The following is a 22518-nucleotide window of genomic DNA, read 5'->3' as shown; positions in this document are numbered from 1 at the left end:
TATGCCATCCTGAAAACCTTAGAAAGTAAAGGTGACCCCTTCTTTATATTCGGCAATAACAAAATCTTCAAACAGGAACAGATGACCTAACTTTATAATTTCATAGCTTATAATGTCGTTAAATTGAGGGATGTTAAATAAGGGCATAACTAAAATTAAAACAGCAAAAATAACTTACAAATTGAGTTTTAATTGATAATGAAAAGTTAATTAGTAAGAATTTATGTATTTTAAGAACTAATTAAGAAGCATACTTGGGAAAGTAATTTTTCGAATTTTGAATTAGCAGTAAAGAAACACTAACTATTTGCTATTTTTGCAGCATGATTAATCAAGATACCATTGTAGCATTAGCGACTCCTTCTGGGGCAGGAGCTATAGCTGTTATTCGTTTGTCTGGTAGAGAGGCAATTACCATAGCAGATTCCTGTTTTAAATCAGTAAGAGACAATAAATCCTTGTCAGGACAGAAGACACATACCATTCACTTAGGTCATATTATTGATGGGGTTAAAACCATAGATGAGGTTTTGGTGTCAGTTTTTAAAAATCCTAATTCTTATACGGGCGAAGATGTTGTTGAGGTATCTTGTCATGGATCAAATTATATACAACAAGAAATTATTCAGTTATTTCTTCGGAAAGGTTGTAGAATGGCATCGGCAGGAGAATTCACATTGCGTGCATTTCTTAATGGTAAATTAGATTTAAGTCAGGCAGAAGCTGTGGCGGATTTGATTGCTAGTGATAATGAAGCCTCTCATCAAATAGCAATGCAGCAAATGCGTGGAGGTTTTTCATCTGAAATAGCCAAACTTCGTGAAGAATTAATGAACTTTGCCTCGTTAATTGAGTTGGAACTTGATTTTGCTGAAGAAGATGTTGAATTTGCTGATAGAACAAAGTTTAAAGACCTCATTGAGCGCATCAGTTTTGTGTTAAAGCGTTTAATAGATTCTTTTGCTGTTGGTAATGTGATTAAAAATGGAATTCCCGTAGCCATCGTTGGTGAGCCTAATGTTGGTAAATCTACCTTGTTAAATGCGTTATTAAATGAAGAGCGTGCTATTGTTTCTGAAATTGCAGGTACAACAAGAGATACTATAGAGGATGAAATTTCGATTGGAGGTATAGGATTCCGATTTATCGATACCGCCGGAATTCGCGAAACAAAAGATGTTGTTGAGAGTATTGGTATTAAAAAGACCTTTGAGAAAATAGAGCAGGCGCAAGTGGTGGTTTTCTTAGCTGATAGTACTAACCTAAAAGAAGAAAGTTTTATTAAATCCTTCAAGATTGAAATAGAAAAAATCAAAAATAAATATCCTCAAAAGCCGATTATAATAATTGCTAATAAAATTGATAAACTTTCAGATTTTGAGGTTAAAACTATAATGACTCAGTTTTCAGATCTTCATTTATTATCAGCTAAAACAGGATTTGGAGTGGAAGAGTTAAAAGATAAATTACTAAGTTTTGTTAATACAGGCGCACTTCGTAACAATGACACAATAGTAACAAACACAAGGCATTACGATTCATTGCTTAAAGCGTTAGATGAAATAGATAAAGTTAGGCATGGGTTAGAGATAGGGTTGTCTGGGGATTTATTAGCGATAGATATTCGCCAGGCGTTGTATTATTTTGGTGAAATAACAGGTGAAATAACTAACGACGATTTACTAGGAAATATTTTTGCTAATTTCTGTATCGGAAAGTAATAACTACTTTTGATAATTTTAAAGTATGGAAGTTAGAGAGTTAGTAGGGAAATACAATGTTGTTGGAACCAATCAGGATTATGAAGAAACTAGTTATGAAGGTTTGCTTCAAATTGACTTAGATCTAAATGATAGGATTATTGCAAGATGGTCTATAGGTAATCACCAACAATCAGGAACCGGTTTTTTTAAAAATAATATCTTAGTGATTAATTTTAGATATAAGGGGGCTGACAACAAAATATTTAAAGGTGTCGTTGTATATAAATGCTTATCTAAAGATCTTTTGGATGGTTTTTGGTCTGAAAAACATGGTGATCCTTCGTATTTAGGCAGTGAACAATGTTTTAGAATAAATCCGAAGGATACATTGATTAATTAATCAAAAATAAAGAGATAGTCTTATTTTTCGATAATTTCTACTTCGAAAAGTTTGTCCCAATGTTTACCTGTAACAAATAAAGTTTTGGTTTCTGTATTGTACGCTATACCATTAAGAACATCTAATCCTTCGTGTTGTTTTACTAATCTTTTTAAAGGTGAAAAATCAATAACACCAATTACAGCACCATTTTCAGGATTTATGATAGCTACACCATCTTTTTGATATCTGTTGGAGTAAATAACACCATTAACCCATTCCATTTCATTTATGCCTATTATTTTTCCTTTATTAGTGTAGACCTGAATATGATCCTCTTCGGTTAAAGTTTCAGGATTTAGTAACCAAATGTTTTCTGTACCGTCACTTTTATATATTGTTGATCCATTGTTACACAAACCCCAGCCTTCTTTACTTTCGTTGTATTTAAAGCTGCTGGTTTTTTCAAAAGAATTAATATCGTAAATAAATCCGATGTTTTCTCTCCAGGTTAATTGGTAAATTTTGTTGTTTAAAATAGTTATACCTTCACCAAAATATTCATTAGGTAAATCTTTGTTTTTTAATACGTTGCCGGTTTTGAAATCGACTTTTCTTAACTTAGAAAATTTGTATTGTCCTGTGCTTTCATATAGGTCTCCATTATGAAATTCTAATCCCTGAGTATAAGATGTAATATCGTGAGGATATTCATTAATTATTTTGTAAGTGTATACTTTAGGGCTTTCGCTATGGAGTATGGTAATGGAAGTCGTACACACTTCTTTAGTTTCGTTAAAATATACTGTTGCTTCAATAGCATGTTTTCCTAATTTAAAATCAGAAAGTTTTGTGTTTGCACCAATTTTTCTTCCGTATATAGAATAAACTATTGAATCTATTTCGTGTTCTTTTTTGTTAATCAAACTTAAATTTAGAACACTATTGTTAGAAATGTTGCCCTTGTCAGTGTTGGTTTTTATAGAAAAGTCATTCTTTTTTTGTCCGTTACTTGATCCACATCCGGAAATTAAAATGGATAAAAATATGATAGTGAAGCACTTAATTGTATTCATGATTTGGTGATTAATTTTAGGCAAGATATTTATTAAAAATCAGAGAAAAAAATCATTGTAAAACTTTTAAAAGGTTGTATATTTGCACCCGGCAAGTCCTACACAACCAGCTCCTGTTGAATCCTCCAGGGCGGGAACGCAGCAAAGGTAAATGGTCGTAGCGGTGTGATGTAGGTAGCTTGCCTTTTTTTATGCACTTTTCTTTCCTAAAAAGCATTTACAATAGTACCTTTACAGCCTTAAAAATAACACAAAATATGTCTAAAGTAGTTTTAATTACTGGTGGATCTTCTGGTATTGGAAAATCGGTTGGGGAATACCTAACAGATAATGGATTTAAAGTTTATGGAACCAGTAGGAATCCTGAAAAATACGGTAAGAGTAAATTTCCTATTTTAGAGTTGGATGTTAAAAATACACAAACTATTCAGCAAACGGTAAGCTATATTATTAGTGTGGAAGGACGTCTAGATGTCCTTATTAATAATGCGGGTGCTGGTATCACCGGACCTATAGAAGAAATTCCGGAAGCTGAAATTAAGGCTAATTTTGATACTAATTTTTTTGGACCCATAAATGTAATAAAAGAATGTTTACCACAGATGCGGAATCAGCACTCTGGACTTATCATTAACATTACTTCAATAGCTGGTTATATGGGTTTGCCTTATCGTGGTATTTATAGTGCTAGTAAAGGCGCTTTAGAGTTATTAACAGAGGCATTTAGAATGGAATTGAAGGACTTTAATATTCACATGACTAATATTGCGCCAGGTGACTTTGCAACAAATATAGCGGCAGGAAGATACCATGCACCTTTACTTGAAAATTCTCCATATAAAAAGCCTTATGGAGATACTTTAAATTTAATGAATGAGCACGTAGATTCAGGTAGTGATCCATTAATGATGGCTAAAGCCGTTTTAAAGGTAATTCAGACCGACAAACCTAAAATTCATTATAAAGTAGGGGAGTTTATGCAAAAATTCTCTGTAATATTAAAAAGTATATTGCCGGATAAGGTTTACGAAAAACTTTTAATGAATCATTACAAACTTTAAAGGGTTACCTATTTAAAACACCTAATAATTGTTGTTCAAAGTTTGAAGAAAAGATGTTGGTATGATTATTGGCAATTTTATTGTTTTTGTCTACAATAAAGGCTTTAGTCATTGGTCGAATAGCTAGTGTCTCGTAAGCTTTGGTAGGTCTTCGGAATTGGTATTCATCGGTAGTAGGAAATCCATTTGCACGTAACGATTTTTTAGCTTTATCAATACCGTAATTATCTATATTAATAGATAAAAAGTTAACTTCTGGGTATTTGGATTTTAAATCTTTAAGTAAATAATGACTTTTTTTGAAGTGTTCGAAGAAAACATCAGACCAGAAACAGATAACGGTAGGTTTATTGAACAAACTGTTCAATGCAATGGTCTCATTATTGTAATTAACAACTTCTAAATCTGGAAAAGGTGCACCAACTTCTAAAGCATTTAAAGAAGATGTGAAGTTTTTCATCATTTCTTTACCCTTTTCATTGGAAGAAAGTATTAAATAGGTATTTAAAATTGCGCTATTAGCTTCTGTATTTGGGCTTTTAGATAAATAATTCAAGGCAAAATGATGCAAGAGTTCATTCTTAATGTTCACGTTACTTACTAAACTATCTGTCAACTTCATTAGGTCAATATTGAAGCATAATGAACGTCTGTTAAAAACCGTGTCTTCATGATGATCGATATGCTCTTGTAGTGCTAAATTATTAAGGCTGTAGCGTAAAAATGAATTATAATAATGGTAATCCTTAAGTAGGGTGTCATTATAATTTACTTCTTTTCTGTAATTATAGAAATCTTTAGGCAAAGAGTTTAAAATTTCCGCTTTGTTATATCCATAATGGACAAATGGGTACACTTCTTTGCTGGAATAATAGTTGTAATTAATATTTGCTAAGGCTAAATCTTCAAAAAGGGCACTAACCTCATAACGATTTTTGAAATTATTAAAGCGCTTAATTTTTAAAGATTTTATAGAGTCTATTTCATTTTCATACTGGTCTGGATCTAATTGGCAATATTTGAAAATTTTCTTTTCTTGAGTTTCGTTTTCTAAAAACTCTCTTATAAGATAATTATTTTTATTGTCACCAATACCAGTAAAAACTAGTGATTCATCAAATTCTAAAGTATTTAGCCTAAACAATAAACTGTCTTTAGGTTCTAAAAATACCATTTGAATTTCACCTCCATGAAGAAAAGTGTACAAGCCGGCATTTAAATTTTCAATTTTATGGAGAAATCTATTTCTATAATCTAGAGTAATGGTATCTATAACTTGTCCGGCTTGAGAAAGTATCACAACGTTGTCATTTGGGTTTATAATTTCACCACCCAAGTAAGCATAATTATCATTAACCTGATTATTGTCAAACTTACAACCAAAAACCAATAACAACAGGAAAAGGCCAAAACCATATAATTTCATAATTTGCCGACTAAATACGTTTATATACAAAAATAGACCTTGTTAATTTAAAGTGTTGTTAATGGGCTGTTAAAGTTACTAGTACTAAAAACCACTAATATAGGGCACTTAGAAAAAATAGCAATATATTTTTAAAATAAAATCTCTTGGTTTCCTTGTCCGAAAGGAATTTTCTACTTTTGCACAAATTTTCAATTAGGTTTGTGTCAAGGAGTAAACCTATTAAAATAATATCTGAGTTAAATAAAAAAATACATTTATGTTATCAGTATCGAATCTTTCAGTGCAATTTGGAAAACGCATATTGTTTGATGAAGTAAATACAACATTTACATCAGGTAATTGTTACGGGATTATAGGGGCTAATGGAGCAGGTAAATCTACTTTTTTAAAAATACTTTCAGGGAAGCAAGATCCAACATCGGGTCGTGTACATTTAGAGCCTGGTAAGCGTATGTCTGTATTAGAGCAGAATCATAATTTATATGATGAACAAACAGTTTTAGAAACGGTTTTAATGGGAAATAAGCCATTGTTTAAGATTAAATCTGAAATGGATGCCTTATATGCAGATTATACTGATGAAAATGCTGAAAAAATAGGAGAACTTCAGGTGAAATTTGAAGAGATGAATGGTTGGAACGCAGATAGCGATGCAGCAGCTATGTTATCAAATCTGGATATTAAAGAAGAATTTCATTATACATTAATGAAAGATTTGGATGGTAAACAAAAAGTACGAGTGTTATTGGCTCAAGCGCTTTTTGGAAATCCAGATGTGTTAATTATGGATGAGCCTACCAACGATTTGGATTACGAAACCATTTCTTGGTTAGAGAATTTTTTAGCGAATTATGATAACTGTGTGATTGTGGTGTCGCATGACAGACACTTTTTAGATGCTGTATGTACACATATTTCAGATATCGATTTTGGTAAGATTAATCATTTTTCTGGAAACTATACATTTTGGTACGAATCATCTCAATTAGCAGCCCGTCAGCGAGCGCAACAGAATAAAAAGGCTGAAGAAAAGAAAAAGGAATTGGAAGAGTTTATCCGTCGTTTCTCTGCAAATGTTGCAAAAAGTAAACAAGCAACCAGTAGAAAAAAAATGATTGATAAATTGAACATCGATGATATTAAGCCTACTAGTCGTCGATATCCTGCAATTATTTTCGAACGCGAAAGAGAAGCAGGAGATCAAATATTAAATATTCAAAACTTGGCAGCTTCAATCGATGGTGAAGTGTTATTTAAAGACATCGATTTAAATTTAGCTAAAGGAGATAAAGTTGTGGTGTTCTCTAAAGATTCACGAGCAACAACGGCTTTTTATCAAATTTTGAATAATAAGCAAGAAGCAGATGCAGGTACTTTTGATTGGGGTGTAACGACAACACAGTCTTATTTACCTTTAGACAATGATGAATATTTCCAAAATAATTTATCGCTGGTAGATTGGCTTCGTCAGTGGGCAAAAACAGAAGAAGAACGCGAAGAAGTTCATATTCGAGGTTTCTTAGGGAAAATGATTTTTAGTGGTGAAGAAGCTTTAAAAAAATCGAATGTGCTTTCGGGTGGAGAAAAGGTGCGTTGCATGTTAAGTAGAATGATGATGACAAGGGCTAACGTATTAATGTTAGATGAACCAACAAATCACTTAGATTTGGAGAGTATTACAGCATTTAATAATTCATTGAAGAATTTTAAAGGAACTATATTGTTTACGACTCATGACCACGAGTTTGCTCAAACTGTTGCAAATAGGGTAGTAGAGATTACACCTAATGGTGTTATTGATCGCTATACCACCTTCGATGAGTATATGCAAGATTCAAAAATTAAAGAATTACGAGCAAAAATGTATGCGGTTACAGCATAGTTTTAAAGTGTTGTAATAAATAAAAAAAGCGACTTATTTAAGTCGCTTTTTTTATTGTTTTTTATGACTTAAGCTTCTAATTCAGAGGTGAATCCATCTATGGCTTTGATGGCTGCATCAAATTCATCCTTATGAACAAATATTTCCTGATAATCTCTGGAGCCTCCAAACATACCTGGTTGTAAACCAGATTCTGATTGTTCCTTAACTACCGGACTAATGTCTATTTTTTCTAATTCAGCTATAATACGTCTTGAGCTAATAAGACTTCCAGTAAATACTTTTATGTAATTAGAGTCTTTCATGGCCGTTTAATATTGGTGTTTACCTAAATATACAAAATTTTCTAACATATAATGCTAAAGATTTATGATTTTATTAGTTAGAGATTTTATCGAATTAATACTAAGAAAACAGCTCGAAAAGAATACAAACATTAATAACTGAAAGTAGAAGAATTTATGAGAATTAAAGAAATAAAAAAAAGCCTCGTTTATAAATGAACGAGGCTTAAATTTTTAATTAAAAAAGAACTTATCTTAATTCAGCACCCAGTTGGTTTTCAAACTGAGATTGTAAATTTCTCATAATTTTATCTATTTGCTTGTCGTTAAGGGTTTTGTTTTCATCTTGCAATGTAAAACTTACCGCATAACTCTTCTTGCCTGCTGGAAGGTTTTTTCCTTGGTAAACATCGAACAGATTCACACTTTTAAGTAGATTCTTTTCCGTTTTTTTAGCTATCTTATAAATAGCATCAAAAGTGACTGCATCGTCTAATAACAAAGCAAAATCACGTCTAACTTCTGGGTATTTTGGAATGGGCTGAAAAGTGATTTTATTCTTCTTGATTAGAGTTAAAATAGTGTCCCATTTAAAATTGGCGTATAAAACTTCTTGAGAAATATCGAATTGTTTTAAAATTGGTTTTTTAACTAATCCGAATTCAGCTAATGTCATTTTTCCTAAACCAACACTAATACCTTCACTAAACAAATCGTTTTGAACAGGACTTTCATTAAATCTTGAAATACCTAGTCGTTCTAATACTGAAATAATATGTCCTTTAAGAAAGAAAAAATTACTTTTCTCATTGGTAGCACTCCAATTTTCAATTTGTTTGTTTCCTGTTATAAACAAAGACAAATGTTTAAATTCTTCGCGCTTTTCATTGTAAGCATGGTAAGTTTTACCAAATTCGAATAATTTTAAATCAGACCTTCTTCTGTTAATATTGAAGGAGATAGCTTCAAGTCCCGAAAATAGCATAGATTGTCTTAAAACAGATAGATCGTTACTTAAAGGATTTAACATAGTAATATTATGTTCTTCCTTTAATTGCTCGCTTAATGCAGCGTAGTTTGGTGTAGTAAGCGAGTTAGACATGATTTCGAAAAAACCTTGTGAGGCTAATTGATTTCCAATTATATTCTGAACTTTATGGTCTTCTAATCGTGTTGAATTCGCTACCGATGCATTAAACTTCTCGGCTGTTTTTATATTATTATAGCCGTAAACACGTAGAATTTCTTCAATAATATCTGCTTCACGTTGTACATCATTTCTATATACCGGTACAGTTAAACCAAGTCCTGCTTCAGTAACGTTATTTACTTTAATTTCTAAAGAAGAAAGAATACGTTTTATTGTTTCTTTAGGGATTTCTTCTCCAATCAATTTTTTGGCATTTTCAAAACTTAAACGTACTTGAAAATCTTCAATTTTGTTTGGATAAAAATCTATAATATCGCAGGTGACTTCACCTCCAGCTAATTCTTGGATTAAAAGTGTGGCACGTTTCAGTGCGTATTCGGTAATATTAGGGTCGATACCGCGTTCAAAACGGAAAGAAGCATCAGTATTCAGTCCGTGGCGTTTTGCAGTTTTACGAATGCTAACAGGATTGAAATAGGCACTTTCTAAAAAGATATTGGTTGTATGTTCAGTAACTCCAGAATCTAATCCCCCAAAAACACCGGCAATACACATAGGCTTTTCGGCATTACAAATCATTAGATCATCTTCGTGTAATTCGCGTTCAACACCATCTAATGTGATAAATTTAGTACCAGCCTTTAACGTTTTTACTTCAATTTTATTGCCTGAAATTTTGTTAGCATCAAAAGCATGGAGTGGTTGTCCAAGTTCATGAAGGACATAGTTGGTTGCATCCACTATATTGTTAATAGGACTTAATCCAATAGCTTTTAAGCGATGTTGCAGCCAAGCCGGGGATTCGGCTACTTTAATACCAGAAATAGTTACTCCGCAATAGCGAGGTGCTAATTCTTTATCAACCTCTACATCTATTTTTAGTGTTCGGTTATCAGTGTGAAATGCGCTTACTGAAGGAGTAATTAATTCTAAATTAATATCTTTTTGCACCAAACCAGCTTTTAAGTCACGCGCTGTACCATAATGACTCATTGCGTCGGCACGATTTGGCGTTAACCCAATTTCGAAAATCTGATCGTTTTCAATCTCAAATAAATCGGCACATGGTGTTCCTACTTTAATTTTAGCATCTAGAACCATAATGCCATCATGTGATTTTCCAAGACCAAGTTCATCTTCGGCGCATATCATTCCAAAACTTTCCTCACCTCGTATTTTTCCTTTTTTTATAGTCCACGATTCACCTTCTTCAGTGTATAAAGTGGTGCCAATTGTAGCCACAGGTACTTTTTGTCCGGCGGCAACATTAGGTGCTCCACATACAATTTGAAGCGGCTCATTAGTGCCTATATTAACTGTTGTAACTTTTAGCTTGTCTGCATTTGGGTGTTGTTCACAAGTAAGCACTTCGCCTACAACAACACCTTCTAAACCACCTTTTACAGATTGATAAAGGTCTATGCCTTCTACTTCTAAACCTAAATCTGTTAATAATTCACCAGTTTGCTCGGCAGACCAATCAATCTTAATAAATTGCTTTAGCCAATTGTATGAAATCTTCATAAATCTATTACTGTTTGAGTGTGCAAACCTACATATTTTTTTTCATTTTTCCTTTTGAAAACGTTATGGAAAATGGGAGTTTTGAAAGAATTTTACAGGGTTATGTTAAATTTAGAAAGCTTCTAATTCTTCAATGGTTTCGGTGAATTCAAATTGCAAATCTTCGTGCAGTTTGGAAACAATCTTTTTGCTTAATGAAAGTTGCCGTTGAAACATATTATCTAATTGCTGACTTTTTTTTATACTAGGCTTAAAGTCTTTCAGTTTATAGCAAAAATAGAGTAGAAGTTCAACTTCGGTTTCTTTTTTAAGTGAATAACGAATGTATTTCTTTATGTTCCGAAGGATTTTGCGTATGCTCTTTCGAATATAGAAGTAACTGTCTTTATTAATGGATTTTAATTCATTGTCAATATAGCTTTTTATCGTGTCGATGTAAGCGTCTTCATTGTGGGATTCGAATAATAGATAGGTGAGTAGTTCTTTATTTTCCTGTTTAAATCGAGAAAGACGCAGGCATAGCTCCTGAAGCTCCTGTGTTGAAAGCGTATTTAATTCTGTTTTAATGTCTCGAAGAGATGCGGCTTTCATAGGTGTGGTTTTAATTTTTATAAATATAAAAAAACCACCGAGAATGTCGATGGTTATAAAATATGCTGTTGTATACTACTATGATTTATCTTAATTTAGGATATTCTACAGGATCTGTTTCATGCATTACGGCATAAACTCCTTCGAAGATATCTTCGGCCGATGGTTTTGAGAAATAATCACCATCATTACCATAGGCTGGTCTGTGAGCATGAGCAGTAATAGTTTTTGGTTGACTATCTAAATATTGAAAAGCATTTTGAGTATTTAAAATTTCATTTAAAATGTAAGCTGAAGCCCCACCAGGAACATCTTCATCTATAATAACAACGCGATTCGTTTTTTGAATACTTTTAACGATGTCGTGGTTTAAATCGAAAGGTAAAAGAGATTGAACATCTATAACTTCAGCATCAATACCAACCGCTAGTAGTTCCTTAGCAACTTGTTCAACAATACGAAGGGTTGAGCCGTATGATACCAGTGTAATATCTTTACCTTCTTTAAGGGTTTCTACGACACCTATTGGTGTTTTTAAAGACCCCAGATTGTTTGGCATGGTTTCTTTTAAACGATACCCGTTTAAACATTCAATAACAATAGCTGGATCATCACCTTGTAATAAAGTATTATAAAATCCTGCTGCTTTGGTCATGTTTCGAGGAACTAATAGATTAACACCACGAACCAAATTTAAAATACCACCCATTTGGGATCCTGAATGCCAGATACCCTCCAATCTATGGCCACGGGTTCTAACAATTAAAGGCGACTTTTGTTTTCCTTTAGTTCTATAATGAGTCGTTGCTAAATCGTCACTAATGATTTGCAGAGCATACATTAAATAATCTAAATATTGAATCTCTGCAATTGGACGTAATCCACGAAGTGACATACCAATACCCTGACCTAAAATGGTAGCTTCACGAATACCTGCATCTGCAATTCGAAGTTCGCCGTATTTTTCTTGTAAGCCTTCAAGTCCTTGATTAACATCACCGATATTACCTGTGTCTTCACCAAAAATTAGCGCTTCTGGATATTTACTAAAAATAGCATCGAAGTTGTCACGTAAAATAATCCGACCATCCACTTGACTGGCATCGGCATCGTATGTTGGTTTTACTTCTTTAATTAAGATGTTAGACTGTTTCGTTTCTGAATATAGGTGAGAACTGAAATTTGGTTGAACAACTTCAAAGATGTTATTAATCCAATTTTCTAAAACGGTTTTTTCTGAAAAGGTTTCTCCAAGAGTCAGACGAAGTGTTTTACGTCCAGCTGATAAAATATCTTTCCTTGTTGGTTCATCTGTAGTAGCCAGTGAATCAATTAATTTATTAATAAACACACCATTTATACTTTTTGAGGCCACTTTTTTTAGAATTGAGATTAATTCTTGTTGTTCCTCTAAAACGGGTCTTAAAAAGGTGTTCCAAGCATTTTTCTTGGCTTCACGAACTTCTCTTTTTAATGTTCTTTCAATTTCCGTTAGTGTTTCATGAGTAGCTATTCCACTTTCTATAATCCATTCACGCATTTTGGTGTTACAGTCATGTGCTTGTTCCCAAGCTAAGCGCTCGGCACTTTTGTAACGTTCGTGCGATCCAGAAGTTGAATGTCCTTGAGGTTGTGTTAATTCAGAAACATGAATTAAAACAGGAACATGTTCTTCTCGGGCAATGGTACTAGCTTCCTGATACGTTTCTATTAAGTTGGCATAGTCCCAACCTTTAACGCGTAAAATTTCGTACCCCTTATTATGTTTATCACGTTGAAACCCTGAAAGGATTTCAGAAATATTTTCTTTCGTGGTTTGATGTCTGGCGTGTACAGAAATACCATATTCATCGTCCCATACACTTATAACCATTGGGACCTGTAATACACCTGCGGCATTTATTGTTTCGAAAAACAACCCTTCGCTTGTACTTGCATTTCCTATAGTTCCCCAGGCTACCTCATTGCCGTCAACAGAGAATTTACTCGTGTCAATGCCTTTTACATTTCTAAAAACTTTAGAGGCTTGAGCTAAACCAAGCAACCTAGGCATTTGGCCTGCTGTAGGTGATATATCAGCACTTGAATTGTACTGTTGCGTTAAATCTTTCCAGCTACCGTCTTCATTTAAACTGTGTGTTGCGAAGTGACCTCCCATTTGGCGTCCAGCGGACATAGGCTCTTCTTTTAAATCGGTATTGGCATATAGTCCAGCAAAAAACTGTTCTGGAGTTAATTCTCCAATTGCCATCATAAAGGTTTGATCACGGTAATACCCCGAACGCCAATCACCTTTTAAAAAGGCTTTGGCCATGGCTAATTGAGGCACCTCTTTACCATCACCAAAAATTCCGAATTTAGCCTTACCTGTAAGTACTTCTCTGCGCCCTAGTAAGCTACATTCTCTACTTTTTACGGCTATTTTATAATCGTTTAGGATTTCGGTTTTAAAATCTTCAAAGGAAATATTGTCTTTCAATTCTGGAAAACTTTGCATAGTGGGAATGCTTTTTTGCTTTTGCAAAAGTAGTTAATCTTTATGATTTAAACAATAAATAAATAAAGTATAAAATTGATAATATTTCAAAAAAAATAATTTAAACTCTAATATTTTAAATTTTTCAAACTCAAACACTCTTTTTAGTGAGAATAATTAAAATTAAATGCTTTGTCTTAGCTTATTAATTTAAAACCAGCGTCTTCTAAAAAGCCCTAATAATACTTGCGGATCTACTGTAAACTTAAAACGTATTTTTTGGTCGTACCTGGGCTGACCCATTTCCCATCCTAAATTGGAATATACAGGGAGGTATATTTCGAAATAATCGGTAACCAGATTAACGCGAATACCAGAATCATAAACAAATTTCGGATTTTCATATTTATTTTTTACTAAACCAATATCTCCATATAATAAAATATATCTCCAAAGGGTAGTGCTTGAATTCATAGTGGTTATCCATTGATTTGCGTAGGGTGTGTCTAATTTAGATTTAAATCCCCCTTCGGCTTCAATATATTGCTGACTAAAAATACCAGAAGATTCTGATCGACCCAAATAAGGATATTCAAATAAATAATCAGTAGGGCGGTCTAAGGCAAAACTAAAATAATCGGAAGTCGGGTCATTCCTGTTTTCTAAAAAAGTTCCTCCGTAAAATCTTAAATTAAGTTGTCGGTTGTTTTCAAATAAATGTCTGTATTCATAATTAAATGATAATTTTGAGAATTTTTGAGCTATTTGTACATCGAAATACCATTTATTAAAATTAATTAAATTATCGTTAGAGAATAAGTAACGAGCATTAAAGACTCCGTAATTAGGGTCACTAGTGGTTAGTATATTCGATTCGTCTTTATCTCGGTGGATATCTACGTAACGGAAAATAACAAATTGCCTTTTGTTCGACCTAAAGTCATTGTCTTCACGAAAAAGTAAGGTTACCGATGGTGTTAGTCTACGAACAAATAAATCTTCAGCAAATGAGGAGTAACTTCCAGACATCCCATAATTTAAATAATAAAGATTGCTGTTTCTAAAATAGTGTGTTTTTGAAATTGCAGCCGAACCGGTTAATGATCGCGATTTAAAGGCATATACAGGTTTTATTTTATAATCGAATAATTTCCTTAACACTGTTTTATTGTAGGCGTTTATACCTAGTATAAATCCGTCATAAATATTGTTAAATTCAACTATAGGCATAAAAAACACCTGATTATAATAGGGATCTTCAATGTCTTTAAATAATCTAAATTGTAAAGGTTTATTATTAAAAAATATGCCCTTAAGTGATTTCCAATTATCTCTAATATTATATTCTGGTATGACTTTTTCGTAATTTAAAACGAGTTTGTTGGCGTCATTTCTAGGGATTGTGAGTGTTTTAAATTTTGATACGTTTTCAACCCATGTTTTAGAAATAATACTGTCATTATTAAGGCTGTATAACGAGATTGGCATACTTGTATTATGCTTGTTTTTTATTGTAAGGGTTATGGAGTCTTCAGTCTTTGAAACATTTTTAATTTTATAATCAATAATCTTTCGTGAACTTAAATAGTCTGTGAAAAACCAATCTATATCCTTAGTAGTTTTCGATTTTATAAAAGCCTCAAATTCTGAAGTTGTGGTAGTTTGTAATTTGTTGTTCTTAAGAAAATCTTCAATAATTTGTTCCACAGTGTGATTGCTATTAATGAAATCGTCTAAATAATTTAAACCTATTCCTGCTTTGTATTTATTTGCGATGTTGGCATTAAATTTCAGTAAAGAATCTTTAGCCATGCTCAATGGTTGATCTCTATTGGTTCGCGCCATAAGCATGTAAGCTAAAGTGTATTTATCGTTATATGCCATGTCTGCGGCATGAAAGGAACGCACCCCCCAAATGTTAGCAATGTCACCTAGGAATTTCATTTTAGGGTAATATTCGTCAACATAATTCATTAGAAAGAAAATTTCGATTCCATCAAGCAGCCATTGTTCCTTTCTTGGGTTAAGAAATAAAGTGTTTTCTAAATAATTATGAATTGCTATTTTAACAAGTTTAAGTTCATAGTTAAAATGGTTAGGGTAGGGCTTTAAAAATTTTGGAAGAATATTAAGCCCGTAAATAGGATTTTTATCATAATCTATCTGACTTAATAAGAGTTTGTCATGTGGATATTCGCCAAAGTTCTCAAAGATATATTTTGAGACACGACCCAAAATAAGGGCTTTTTCTAAAACCTCAAGTCCTTCATCATCAATATTTGAGATTAAAGTGAAGTCTCTGGTGTTCATCCGTTCAAAAGTCGCCCTCTTACTTAAGAACAATTTGTCATTTATACGATTTTTACCTTGTAATTTTATAATCTTATTGGACCCAATGGTTTCAGATCTAACTAAATCTAAATCGGTTGTTAAATGATAATTACCTGGAAATTCAAGTTCCATTGAAATATCTGCAGCCGGAACAAACATGTCATCTAGGTCTTTATTACTGTAATATTGCCATGCGCCATCATATATGGCAGGACTAATTCGCCAATATCTTAGATTTAAATCTCCATTAACATCAACGCCATACTTTGTGAATTTATCGCTTGGTATTTGAATAATATATTCTATCTGAATGTTATAAGAACTCTTAGGTTGTAACGCTGTGTTTAACTCAACTTTAATAATATCATTTTGATTTTTTAATTGTTGAAACACAAGGTCTTGTCCATTCTGCTTAATGGAAGTTATTACAGAATAACCCCGCTCGTTATTCTTGGCCAGATGAAATTCGTTTTTGTATTCTTCGGCAATGCGTTTAGCCAGAGGTGTTGTTTTGGTTGAAAAACTGTTTCCCCAATCGTTTAAGTAAATCGTTTGAAGCTCATCATTTGTTGTATTTTGATATTGAATGGTTTGACTAATTTTAATCTGTTTCCTTTCAATATTAAAATGGGCTTTTAATTCTATTTTATTCTGGCTAAAGCCACTTAAATAGAATAGTACAACAATAAGAGTATATAAAAAATGTGGTTTCAAAAGATTCTTAAACATGTATAATTGATAGCTATTAAAAAGCAATTGCAATATAGCAAAATATCGATGCCTTCAAGTAATTTGAAACGTTTGTCTAGAAATTAGGACTTAAAGATGATACTTTATAGAAAGAATCTAGAATGTTGATCACTTCTTCATCGGTATCTACCAAATGAATTAAGTCTAAATCTTTAGGGCTAATATTTCCATACCCCTCTAAAAGGGTTGACTTTATCCAATCTATAAGACCTTTCCAGAAATTTGTTCCGACAAGAATGATAGGGAACTTTTCAATTTTATGCGTTTGAATAAGTGTTATGGCTTCAAAAAGTTCATCTAAAGTTCCAAAGCCCCCTGGCATAACTACAAATCCTTGAGAATATTTTACAAACATAACTTTACGCACAAAGAAGTAATCGAAATCTAAGTTTTTATCTGGATCGATATAAGGGTTATCATTTTGCTCAAAAGGTAAATCTATATTAAGTCCAACCGAGGTGCCTCCGCCAATGTGTGCTCCTTTATTTCCAGCTTCCATTATACCTGGACCTCCTCCGGTAATTACACCGTAACCAGCCTCAACAATACTTTGTGCGATTTTTTCAGCAAGTTCATAATATTTATCTTCTGGTTTTGTTCTCGCCGATCCGAAAATAGATACACAAGGACCTATTTGACTCATCTTTTCAAAGCCATTGACGAATTCTCCCATTATTTTGAAGATGGCCCATGAATCATTAGTTTTTATTTCGTTCCAGCCTTTATGATGATGTTCTGTAACCATATACGTATAGTTTATTTGAGGTTGTTGTTTTAGTTTAATTCTTTCTTTAAAAATTTAGCGGTATAACTTTTTTTGTCTTTTGCCACTTCTTCAGGTGTTCCTTTCGCTACGACTTTACCACCGCCTTTACCACCTTCGTAGCCAATATCAATAATGTAGTCAACGGTTTTAATAACATCTAAATTGTGTTCAATAATTAAAACCGTATTGCCTTTATCCGTTAGCTTATTTAGAACTTGCATTAGTACACGTATATCTTCAAAATGAAGACCTGTTGTAGGTTCGTCTAATATATAAAAAGTATTACCAGTATCTCGTTTACTAAGTTCGGTAGCGAGTTTGATACGCTGGGCTTCTCCACCAGAAAGGGTAGTGCTTTGTTGTCCTAGTGTAATGTATCCAAGACCAACATCCTTGATGGTTTTGAGTTTACGATGAATTTTTGGAATATGTTCAAAGAAATCGACAGCTTCATTAATGGTCATATCCAATACATCGCTTATAGATTTTCCTTTGTATCTAATTTCAAGGGTTTCCCGATTAAATCGTTTACCTTGGCAAGTTTCACATTCTACGTAAACATCTGGAAGAAAATTCATTTCAATAACACGTAACCCTCCTCCCTGACAGGTTTCGCATCTACCACCTTTCACATTAAAACTAAATCGACCAGCTTTATAACCACGAATCATAGCCTCGGGAATTTTTGCAAATAAAGCTCTGATTTCACTAAAAGTTCCCGTATAGGTAGCAGGATTGCTTCTAGGAGTTCTTCCAATCGGCGATTGGTTTATGTCGATAACTTTATCGATATGTTCTAATCCCTTTATGCTTTTGTAAGGCATGGGTTTTTTAACGCCATTAAAATAATGAGAATTCAAAATAGGATAGAGGGTTTCATTAATTAAGGTTGATTTACCACTTCCAGAAACACCTGTAATACCTATCATTTTGCCTAATGGAAACTTTACCGATACATTTTTTAAGTTGTTTCCAGTGCAGCCTTTTAGTTCTAAGAAATTCCCATTGCCTTCGCGACGTTTTTCAGGTATTTCAATACTCTTGGTATTGTTAAGGTAATCGGCCGTTAGAGTATGATGCGTTAAAAGTTCCTTAGGCGACCCAATGCTAATAATTTTTCCACCATATTTGCCAGCTTTTGGTCCAATATCAATGACGTAATCGGCGCGTTCAATCATGTCTTTGTCGTGCTCTACAACAATTATCGAATTACCTATATCACGTAAAGAGATCAATGAATTAATAAGTTTTTCGTTATCACGCTGATGAAGACCAATACTTGGTTCGTCCAAAATATAAAGTACTCCCACAAGTTGCGATCCTATTTGAGTAGCAAGGCGAATACGTTGGGCTTCACCACCTGATAATGATTTTGAGCTTCTGTTTAAAGCCAAATAATCGAGACCTACATCCAATAAAAATTGTATTCTGGATTTTATTTCTTTTAGAATTTCTTCTGCAATCTTCAGTTGTTTTTCTGAAAGGTGATTATGTAAATCTTCAAACCATTTAGAAAGATCAACAATATCGGTGTTTGCTAATTCTGCAATATTTTTGTTGTTAATTTTAAAGAAAAGCGATTCTTTTTTTAATCTACTGCCATGGCATTCAGGACATTCAATTTTATCCATATAATCTTTTGCCCATCGTTTTAAGGAAGTAGATTCAGCTGTTCTGTATTGGTTTTCAATAAAATTAGCAACACCTTCGAAATCAATTTTGTAATCTCGGGTAACACCTAAGGTTTTACTTTCTACTGAAAATTTTTCGTTACCCCCAAAGAGGATTATTTGTTTTGCCTCCTCGGGAATATCTTTATAGGCATCGGTTAATTTAAAATTAAAGCGTTGTGCGATAGTTTCAAGCTGTTTGAAAATCCAACTTTTCTTTTCTGGCCCATGAGGCGCTAATGCGCCATTTTTTATAGAAAGTGTATCGTCTGGAATTATCTTATTAATATTAACCTGATATAAGGTGCCAATGCCATTACAATGACTGCAAGCGCCTTTGGGTGAATTGAATGAAAAATTATTGGGCTCAGGGTTTGGGTATGATATTCCAGTTGACGGACACATGAGGTTTCGACTGAAATAACGTGTTTCGTTGCTATCTTGGTCTAACACCATAAGCACGTTATCACCATGGTACATTGCGGTATGTATAGATTCGGTAAGGCGTTTGTCGTTATCGGTTGAATCATCAATAACCAATCGATCAATTACAATTTCAATATCATGTGTCTTATAACGATCAAGTTTCAGGCCTTTTGTTAAATTTTGAATAGTACCATCAGTTCTAACTTTTACAAATCCTTGTTTTGCTATTTGTTCGAATAATTCACGATAATGACCTTTTCGAGAGCGAATTACAGGTGCTAATATGTTTATTCGTTTTCCTTTAAAATGATTAACTATCAGTTCTTTTATTTGTTCATCATTATAACTAACCATTTTTTCTCCGGTGTTATAACTATAAGCATCGCTTGCTCTGGCATATAAAAGTCTGAGGAAATCATATATTTCAGTAATCGTACCTACGGTAGAACGTGGTGATTTACTGGTTGTTTTTTGTTCGATAGCAATGACTGGTGAGAGTCCATCAATTTTATCAACATCAGGACGTTCCAATCCTCCTAAGAATTGTCTCGCATAAGCAGAAAATGTTTCGATATAACGACGCTGTCCTTCAGCATAAATCGTATCAAAAGCTAAAGAGGATTTACCGCTACCGGACAGACCTGTAATTACTACTAACTTTTCACGGGGAATCGATACGTCGATATTCTTTAAATTATGAACTCGCGCTCCTTGTACTTCAATAAATTCGTCAAATTGGCTCATATATTGGGAAAAGGGTAAAGGTACAATTTTAGACTTTAAAAGGAAGTAAAGTTAATTTCAGATTTTATTTTTTAAATAAAAAAAAGCTGCACAATTATGTGCAGCTTTCAATACTATGTTAGGCTTGTAAAAGTCTTAATTTTTAACTGATAATTCACCAGAATTTAATGAGGCTTCGTAATCGGCTTCAACCGAAGTTAAATATCCAAAAAATTTACTACCATCTTTTTTTTCTAGAACGACGGTTGTTTTCCCGTTTTCAGCGTTTACTTCTTTTATTACCACTTCATTACCATGAACCGTTTTGTATGTAGCCAAACCTCCACGTTTAACAATGAAGTTTAATTTAGGGAAGTTAACATGATTATATTTTATGTTTGATACAGCATTGATAATTAATTCATCGCCTATTTGTGGCGTATCTTGTGAATTTACTGGATTATTGTTATTAGCAAATGCTAATCCTGATACGAAAAGTAATAAAAAAAGTACTTTTTTCATGATTTATGTATTTAAATTGTTATTAATTTTTTATCAAATATATACATAAAAAGTGTTGATTTTAAAGGTGTTTAGAAAGTTTTAACCATTTAGAATCTAGGTGGTAAACACATCAATCCTATAGGAATAAGGGGTGGTTAATTGGGGTTGTGTAATTTTTTGTCCTAGGAGTTCTTTTTTTAAGGGTATAAATAGGAAAAATATGTCTTAAATTAAGATTAGTATATGAAAAAATAGGGGGTGTTTTAAATATGAAAAAATGATGTTTAACTTTAATTTAAGAAAACTTATTCTTTGATTTTTAAGAATATTTTTCCGTTTTTACTTGAAATCTATTTGTCTTGTGTTTGTTGTAAAAATATTTTTTATGTTTTAGATTTGGAATATGAATAAATTAAATGATAAATAATGAGATTATTAGGAATAGGTTCTAGAATTGAACATGCAACATATGGTAAAGGGGTAGTTACAAATGTGACTTCTCAACATTATTGGGTTACTTTTATAGAAAATGGTTTAGAAACTATAGATTTGGATAGTGAATTTGAAATTATTGAAGCCACAGACGGTGATGTAGATGCCGTAAGTTTTTCGGAAGTAGAGCAAAGTTTGGTTCAGATATTAAAGAAATGGAGCGATGTAAGTGAGGTGGTTCCTATTGCTGATAAATTTAAAGGAGGTACTCTTATATTACAACCTGCAGATGAAAGTTTGAAACCGTATGAATTACCTATCGATAAGTTTTTTCATAAAATAATCATGGTTAGAGATCGTTTGCGGGTTATGGAGCAAAGAATAAATGCCAGTGATTTAGATGAGCAAGGAAAAATAGATTTGCAGCAATACATTACAAGGATATATGGAAGCTTAACGAGTTTTAATATTTTATTTAAATCTAAAAGTCATCAATTTGTTGGCCAAAGAAGTAAATAGGGATTTTTTAAAATTCTGTTTTTAAATAGTCAATTTCTAGACCTAAGATGAATAGCTTGTGAAATGTGGGCAATATAGCGCCAGTTTCAGTAGTTTCCCAATCGTTCCAGGAGGCGGTTAATCCGTTAAAAGGCAGTTGGGAGGTCCACATTTTAAAAGCTTTCGGTTTTCCATCATCATCAAAAAACCAAAGATACGAATCGTTTGTCTCATCCTGCTCTTTTAAGTAGGTGACTAAAAGCCCTAGATTGTTGTTTTCTAATTCTACCACTTGGCGTAGTGTGTTCTTGTCGAACACCTGATAAGGTGCTACTAACCAGAAGGAATCGTTTTTAAAATAATCTAAGGCTTTAGTTTTGAGATCTTCCCCAGCTTTACTGTCAACATTAAAACTATGTATATAAGCTTTACTATAGGTGTGATTATTTAGGTCTAAGGTTACTTTGTATTCTTTCCAATATACGTCACACATATTATTTTTTTTGTCCCATTTATAATGACGACGTTTTTTAAAACTCCATTCAATGGTATTTGTGTTTTGATATGCTTCATGATTTAAAGCAACAAGCATAGCATGAGCTAAAGAGTCTGCTTGTTTACCTTCTATTCCTTTTGGTAAATCTTCATTGTATTTAAAATAAACGAAACTGAAAAATAATATACTGGGTAGGGTCAAGAAAATAAATAGACCTAAAGATATTCTAATAATTTTTTTCAATTTCATGTTGTAAAATTTCGCGTCTAAATTAGCTAATGTGTTTTGCTAAAATATTAATAAAGAGTATGTTAATCAAGTTATATAGTTGAAAACCGATGATTGTATGTGCTAAATCGATTACAGG

Annotated in this window: 17 protein-coding genes and 1 other RNA gene; 6 read left to right on the top strand and 12 right to left on the bottom strand. The window is 32.9% G+C overall.

Going from position 1 to position 22518, the window contains the following annotated elements:
- Positions 1-18 precede the first annotated feature (18 nt).
- Positions 19-147: a hypothetical protein gene (locus H611_RS14970; protein WP_262486400.1), complete on the bottom strand. Its 129-nt coding sequence runs from the start codon at positions 145-147 to the stop codon at positions 19-21.
- A 176-nt stretch (positions 148-323) separates the two neighbouring features.
- Here H611_RS14970 and mnmE point away from each other — a divergent pair, with 176 nt between their 5' ends.
- Both mnmE and H611_RS0105930 read left to right on the top strand, forming a co-directional pair.
- Complete coding sequence (gene mnmE, locus H611_RS0105935) at positions 324-1721, top strand: tRNA uridine-5-carboxymethylaminomethyl(34) synthesis GTPase MnmE (RefSeq protein WP_027137489.1); 1398 nt, start codon at positions 324-326, stop codon at positions 1719-1721.
- A 25-nt stretch (positions 1722-1746) separates the two neighbouring features.
- On the top strand, positions 1747-2103 hold the full coding sequence (locus H611_RS0105930; protein WP_027137488.1) for a hypothetical protein: 357 nt from the start codon (positions 1747-1749) through the stop codon (positions 2101-2103).
- A 20-nt stretch (positions 2104-2123) separates the two neighbouring features.
- Here the strand turns inward: H611_RS0105930 and H611_RS0105925 are convergent, their stop codons facing one another.
- Entirely contained in the window at positions 2124-3158 is a 1035-nt protein-coding gene (locus H611_RS0105925; protein ID WP_027137487.1) for a glutaminyl-peptide cyclotransferase, read from the bottom strand.
- An 89-nt stretch (positions 3159-3247) separates the two neighbouring features.
- On the opposite strand from H611_RS0105925, the gene ffs reads away from it, so the two are divergent.
- Positions 3248-3346, top strand: an RNA gene (gene ffs / locus H611_RS14640) — signal recognition particle sRNA small type.
- Positions 3347-3415: 69 nt separating this feature from the next.
- Positions 3416-4219, top strand: coding sequence for an SDR family oxidoreductase (locus H611_RS0105920; protein ID WP_027137486.1), 804 nt, complete (start codon positions 3416-3418; stop codon positions 4217-4219).
- 4 nt (positions 4220-4223) lie between these two features.
- Here H611_RS0105920 and H611_RS0105915 read toward each other — a convergent pair whose 3' ends face one another.
- Positions 4224-5645: a TlpA family protein disulfide reductase gene (locus H611_RS0105915; protein WP_027137485.1), complete on the bottom strand. Its 1422-nt coding sequence runs from the start codon at positions 5643-5645 to the stop codon at positions 4224-4226.
- Between the two features lie 259 nt (positions 5646-5904).
- On the opposite strand from H611_RS0105915, the gene H611_RS0105910 reads away from it, so the two are divergent.
- Complete coding sequence (locus H611_RS0105910) at positions 5905-7530, top strand: ABC-F family ATP-binding cassette domain-containing protein (protein WP_027137484.1); 1626 nt, start codon at positions 5905-5907, stop codon at positions 7528-7530.
- A gap of 68 nt (positions 7531-7598) precedes the next feature.
- On the opposite strand, the gene H611_RS0105905 is transcribed toward H611_RS0105910, so the two are convergent.
- The 8 genes from H611_RS0105905 to H611_RS0105870 all read right to left on the bottom strand — a co-directional run bounded on the left by H611_RS0105905 (position 7599) and on the right by H611_RS0105870 (position 20743).
- Positions 7599-7835 (bottom strand): hypothetical protein, encoded by a 237-nt coding sequence (locus H611_RS0105905; protein ID WP_027137483.1) that lies wholly within the window; start codon positions 7833-7835, stop codon positions 7599-7601.
- A gap of 229 nt (positions 7836-8064) precedes the next feature.
- Positions 8065-10488: a phenylalanine--tRNA ligase subunit beta gene (gene pheT, locus H611_RS0105900; protein ID WP_027137482.1), complete on the bottom strand. Its 2424-nt coding sequence runs from the start codon at positions 10486-10488 to the stop codon at positions 8065-8067.
- 111 nt (positions 10489-10599) lie between these two features.
- A complete protein-coding gene (locus tag H611_RS0105895) occupies positions 10600-11079 on the bottom strand; it encodes a hypothetical protein (RefSeq protein WP_027137481.1) in 480 nt (159 codons plus the stop codon).
- Positions 11080-11164: 85 nt separating this feature from the next.
- Entirely contained in the window at positions 11165-13576 is a 2412-nt protein-coding gene (locus H611_RS0105890; RefSeq protein WP_027137480.1) for an alpha-ketoacid dehydrogenase subunit alpha/beta, read from the bottom strand.
- A 189-nt stretch (positions 13577-13765) separates the two neighbouring features.
- A complete protein-coding gene (locus H611_RS0105885) occupies positions 13766-16615 on the bottom strand; it encodes a gluzincin family metallopeptidase (protein ID WP_157515059.1) in 2850 nt (949 codons plus the stop codon).
- A gap of 76 nt (positions 16616-16691) precedes the next feature.
- The gene (locus tag H611_RS0105880) at positions 16692-17381 is read right to left on the bottom strand and encodes an LOG family protein (protein ID WP_027137478.1); all 690 of its coding nucleotides are present in this window, start codon (positions 17379-17381) and stop codon (positions 16692-16694) included.
- A gap of 29 nt (positions 17382-17410) precedes the next feature.
- A complete protein-coding gene (gene uvrA, locus H611_RS0105875) occupies positions 17411-20242 on the bottom strand; it encodes an excinuclease ABC subunit UvrA (RefSeq protein ID WP_027137477.1) in 2832 nt (943 codons plus the stop codon).
- A 135-nt stretch (positions 20243-20377) separates the two neighbouring features.
- A complete protein-coding gene (locus H611_RS0105870) occupies positions 20378-20743 on the bottom strand; it encodes a hypothetical protein (protein WP_027137476.1) in 366 nt (121 codons plus the stop codon).
- A gap of 408 nt (positions 20744-21151) precedes the next feature.
- On the opposite strand from H611_RS0105870, the gene H611_RS0105865 reads away from it, so the two are divergent.
- Complete coding sequence (locus tag H611_RS0105865; RefSeq protein ID WP_027137475.1) at positions 21152-21676, top strand: hypothetical protein; 525 nt, start codon at positions 21152-21154, stop codon at positions 21674-21676.
- Positions 21677-21683: 7 nt separating this feature from the next.
- Here H611_RS0105865 and H611_RS0105860 read toward each other — a convergent pair whose 3' ends face one another.
- Positions 21684-22400, bottom strand: coding sequence for a hypothetical protein (locus H611_RS0105860; protein ID WP_027137474.1), 717 nt, complete (start codon positions 22398-22400; stop codon positions 21684-21686).
- Positions 22401-22518: the final 118 nt, after the last annotated feature.

Origin of the sequence: Gaetbulibacter saemankumensis DSM 17032 (assembly GCF_000425645.1) — a bacterium.
GTDB classification, from domain to species: domain Bacteria; phylum Bacteroidota; class Bacteroidia; order Flavobacteriales; family Flavobacteriaceae; genus Gaetbulibacter; species Gaetbulibacter saemankumensis.
The sequence above is the reverse complement of the archived record's forward strand: the minus strand, read 5'-3'. Positions and strand labels throughout refer to the sequence as shown.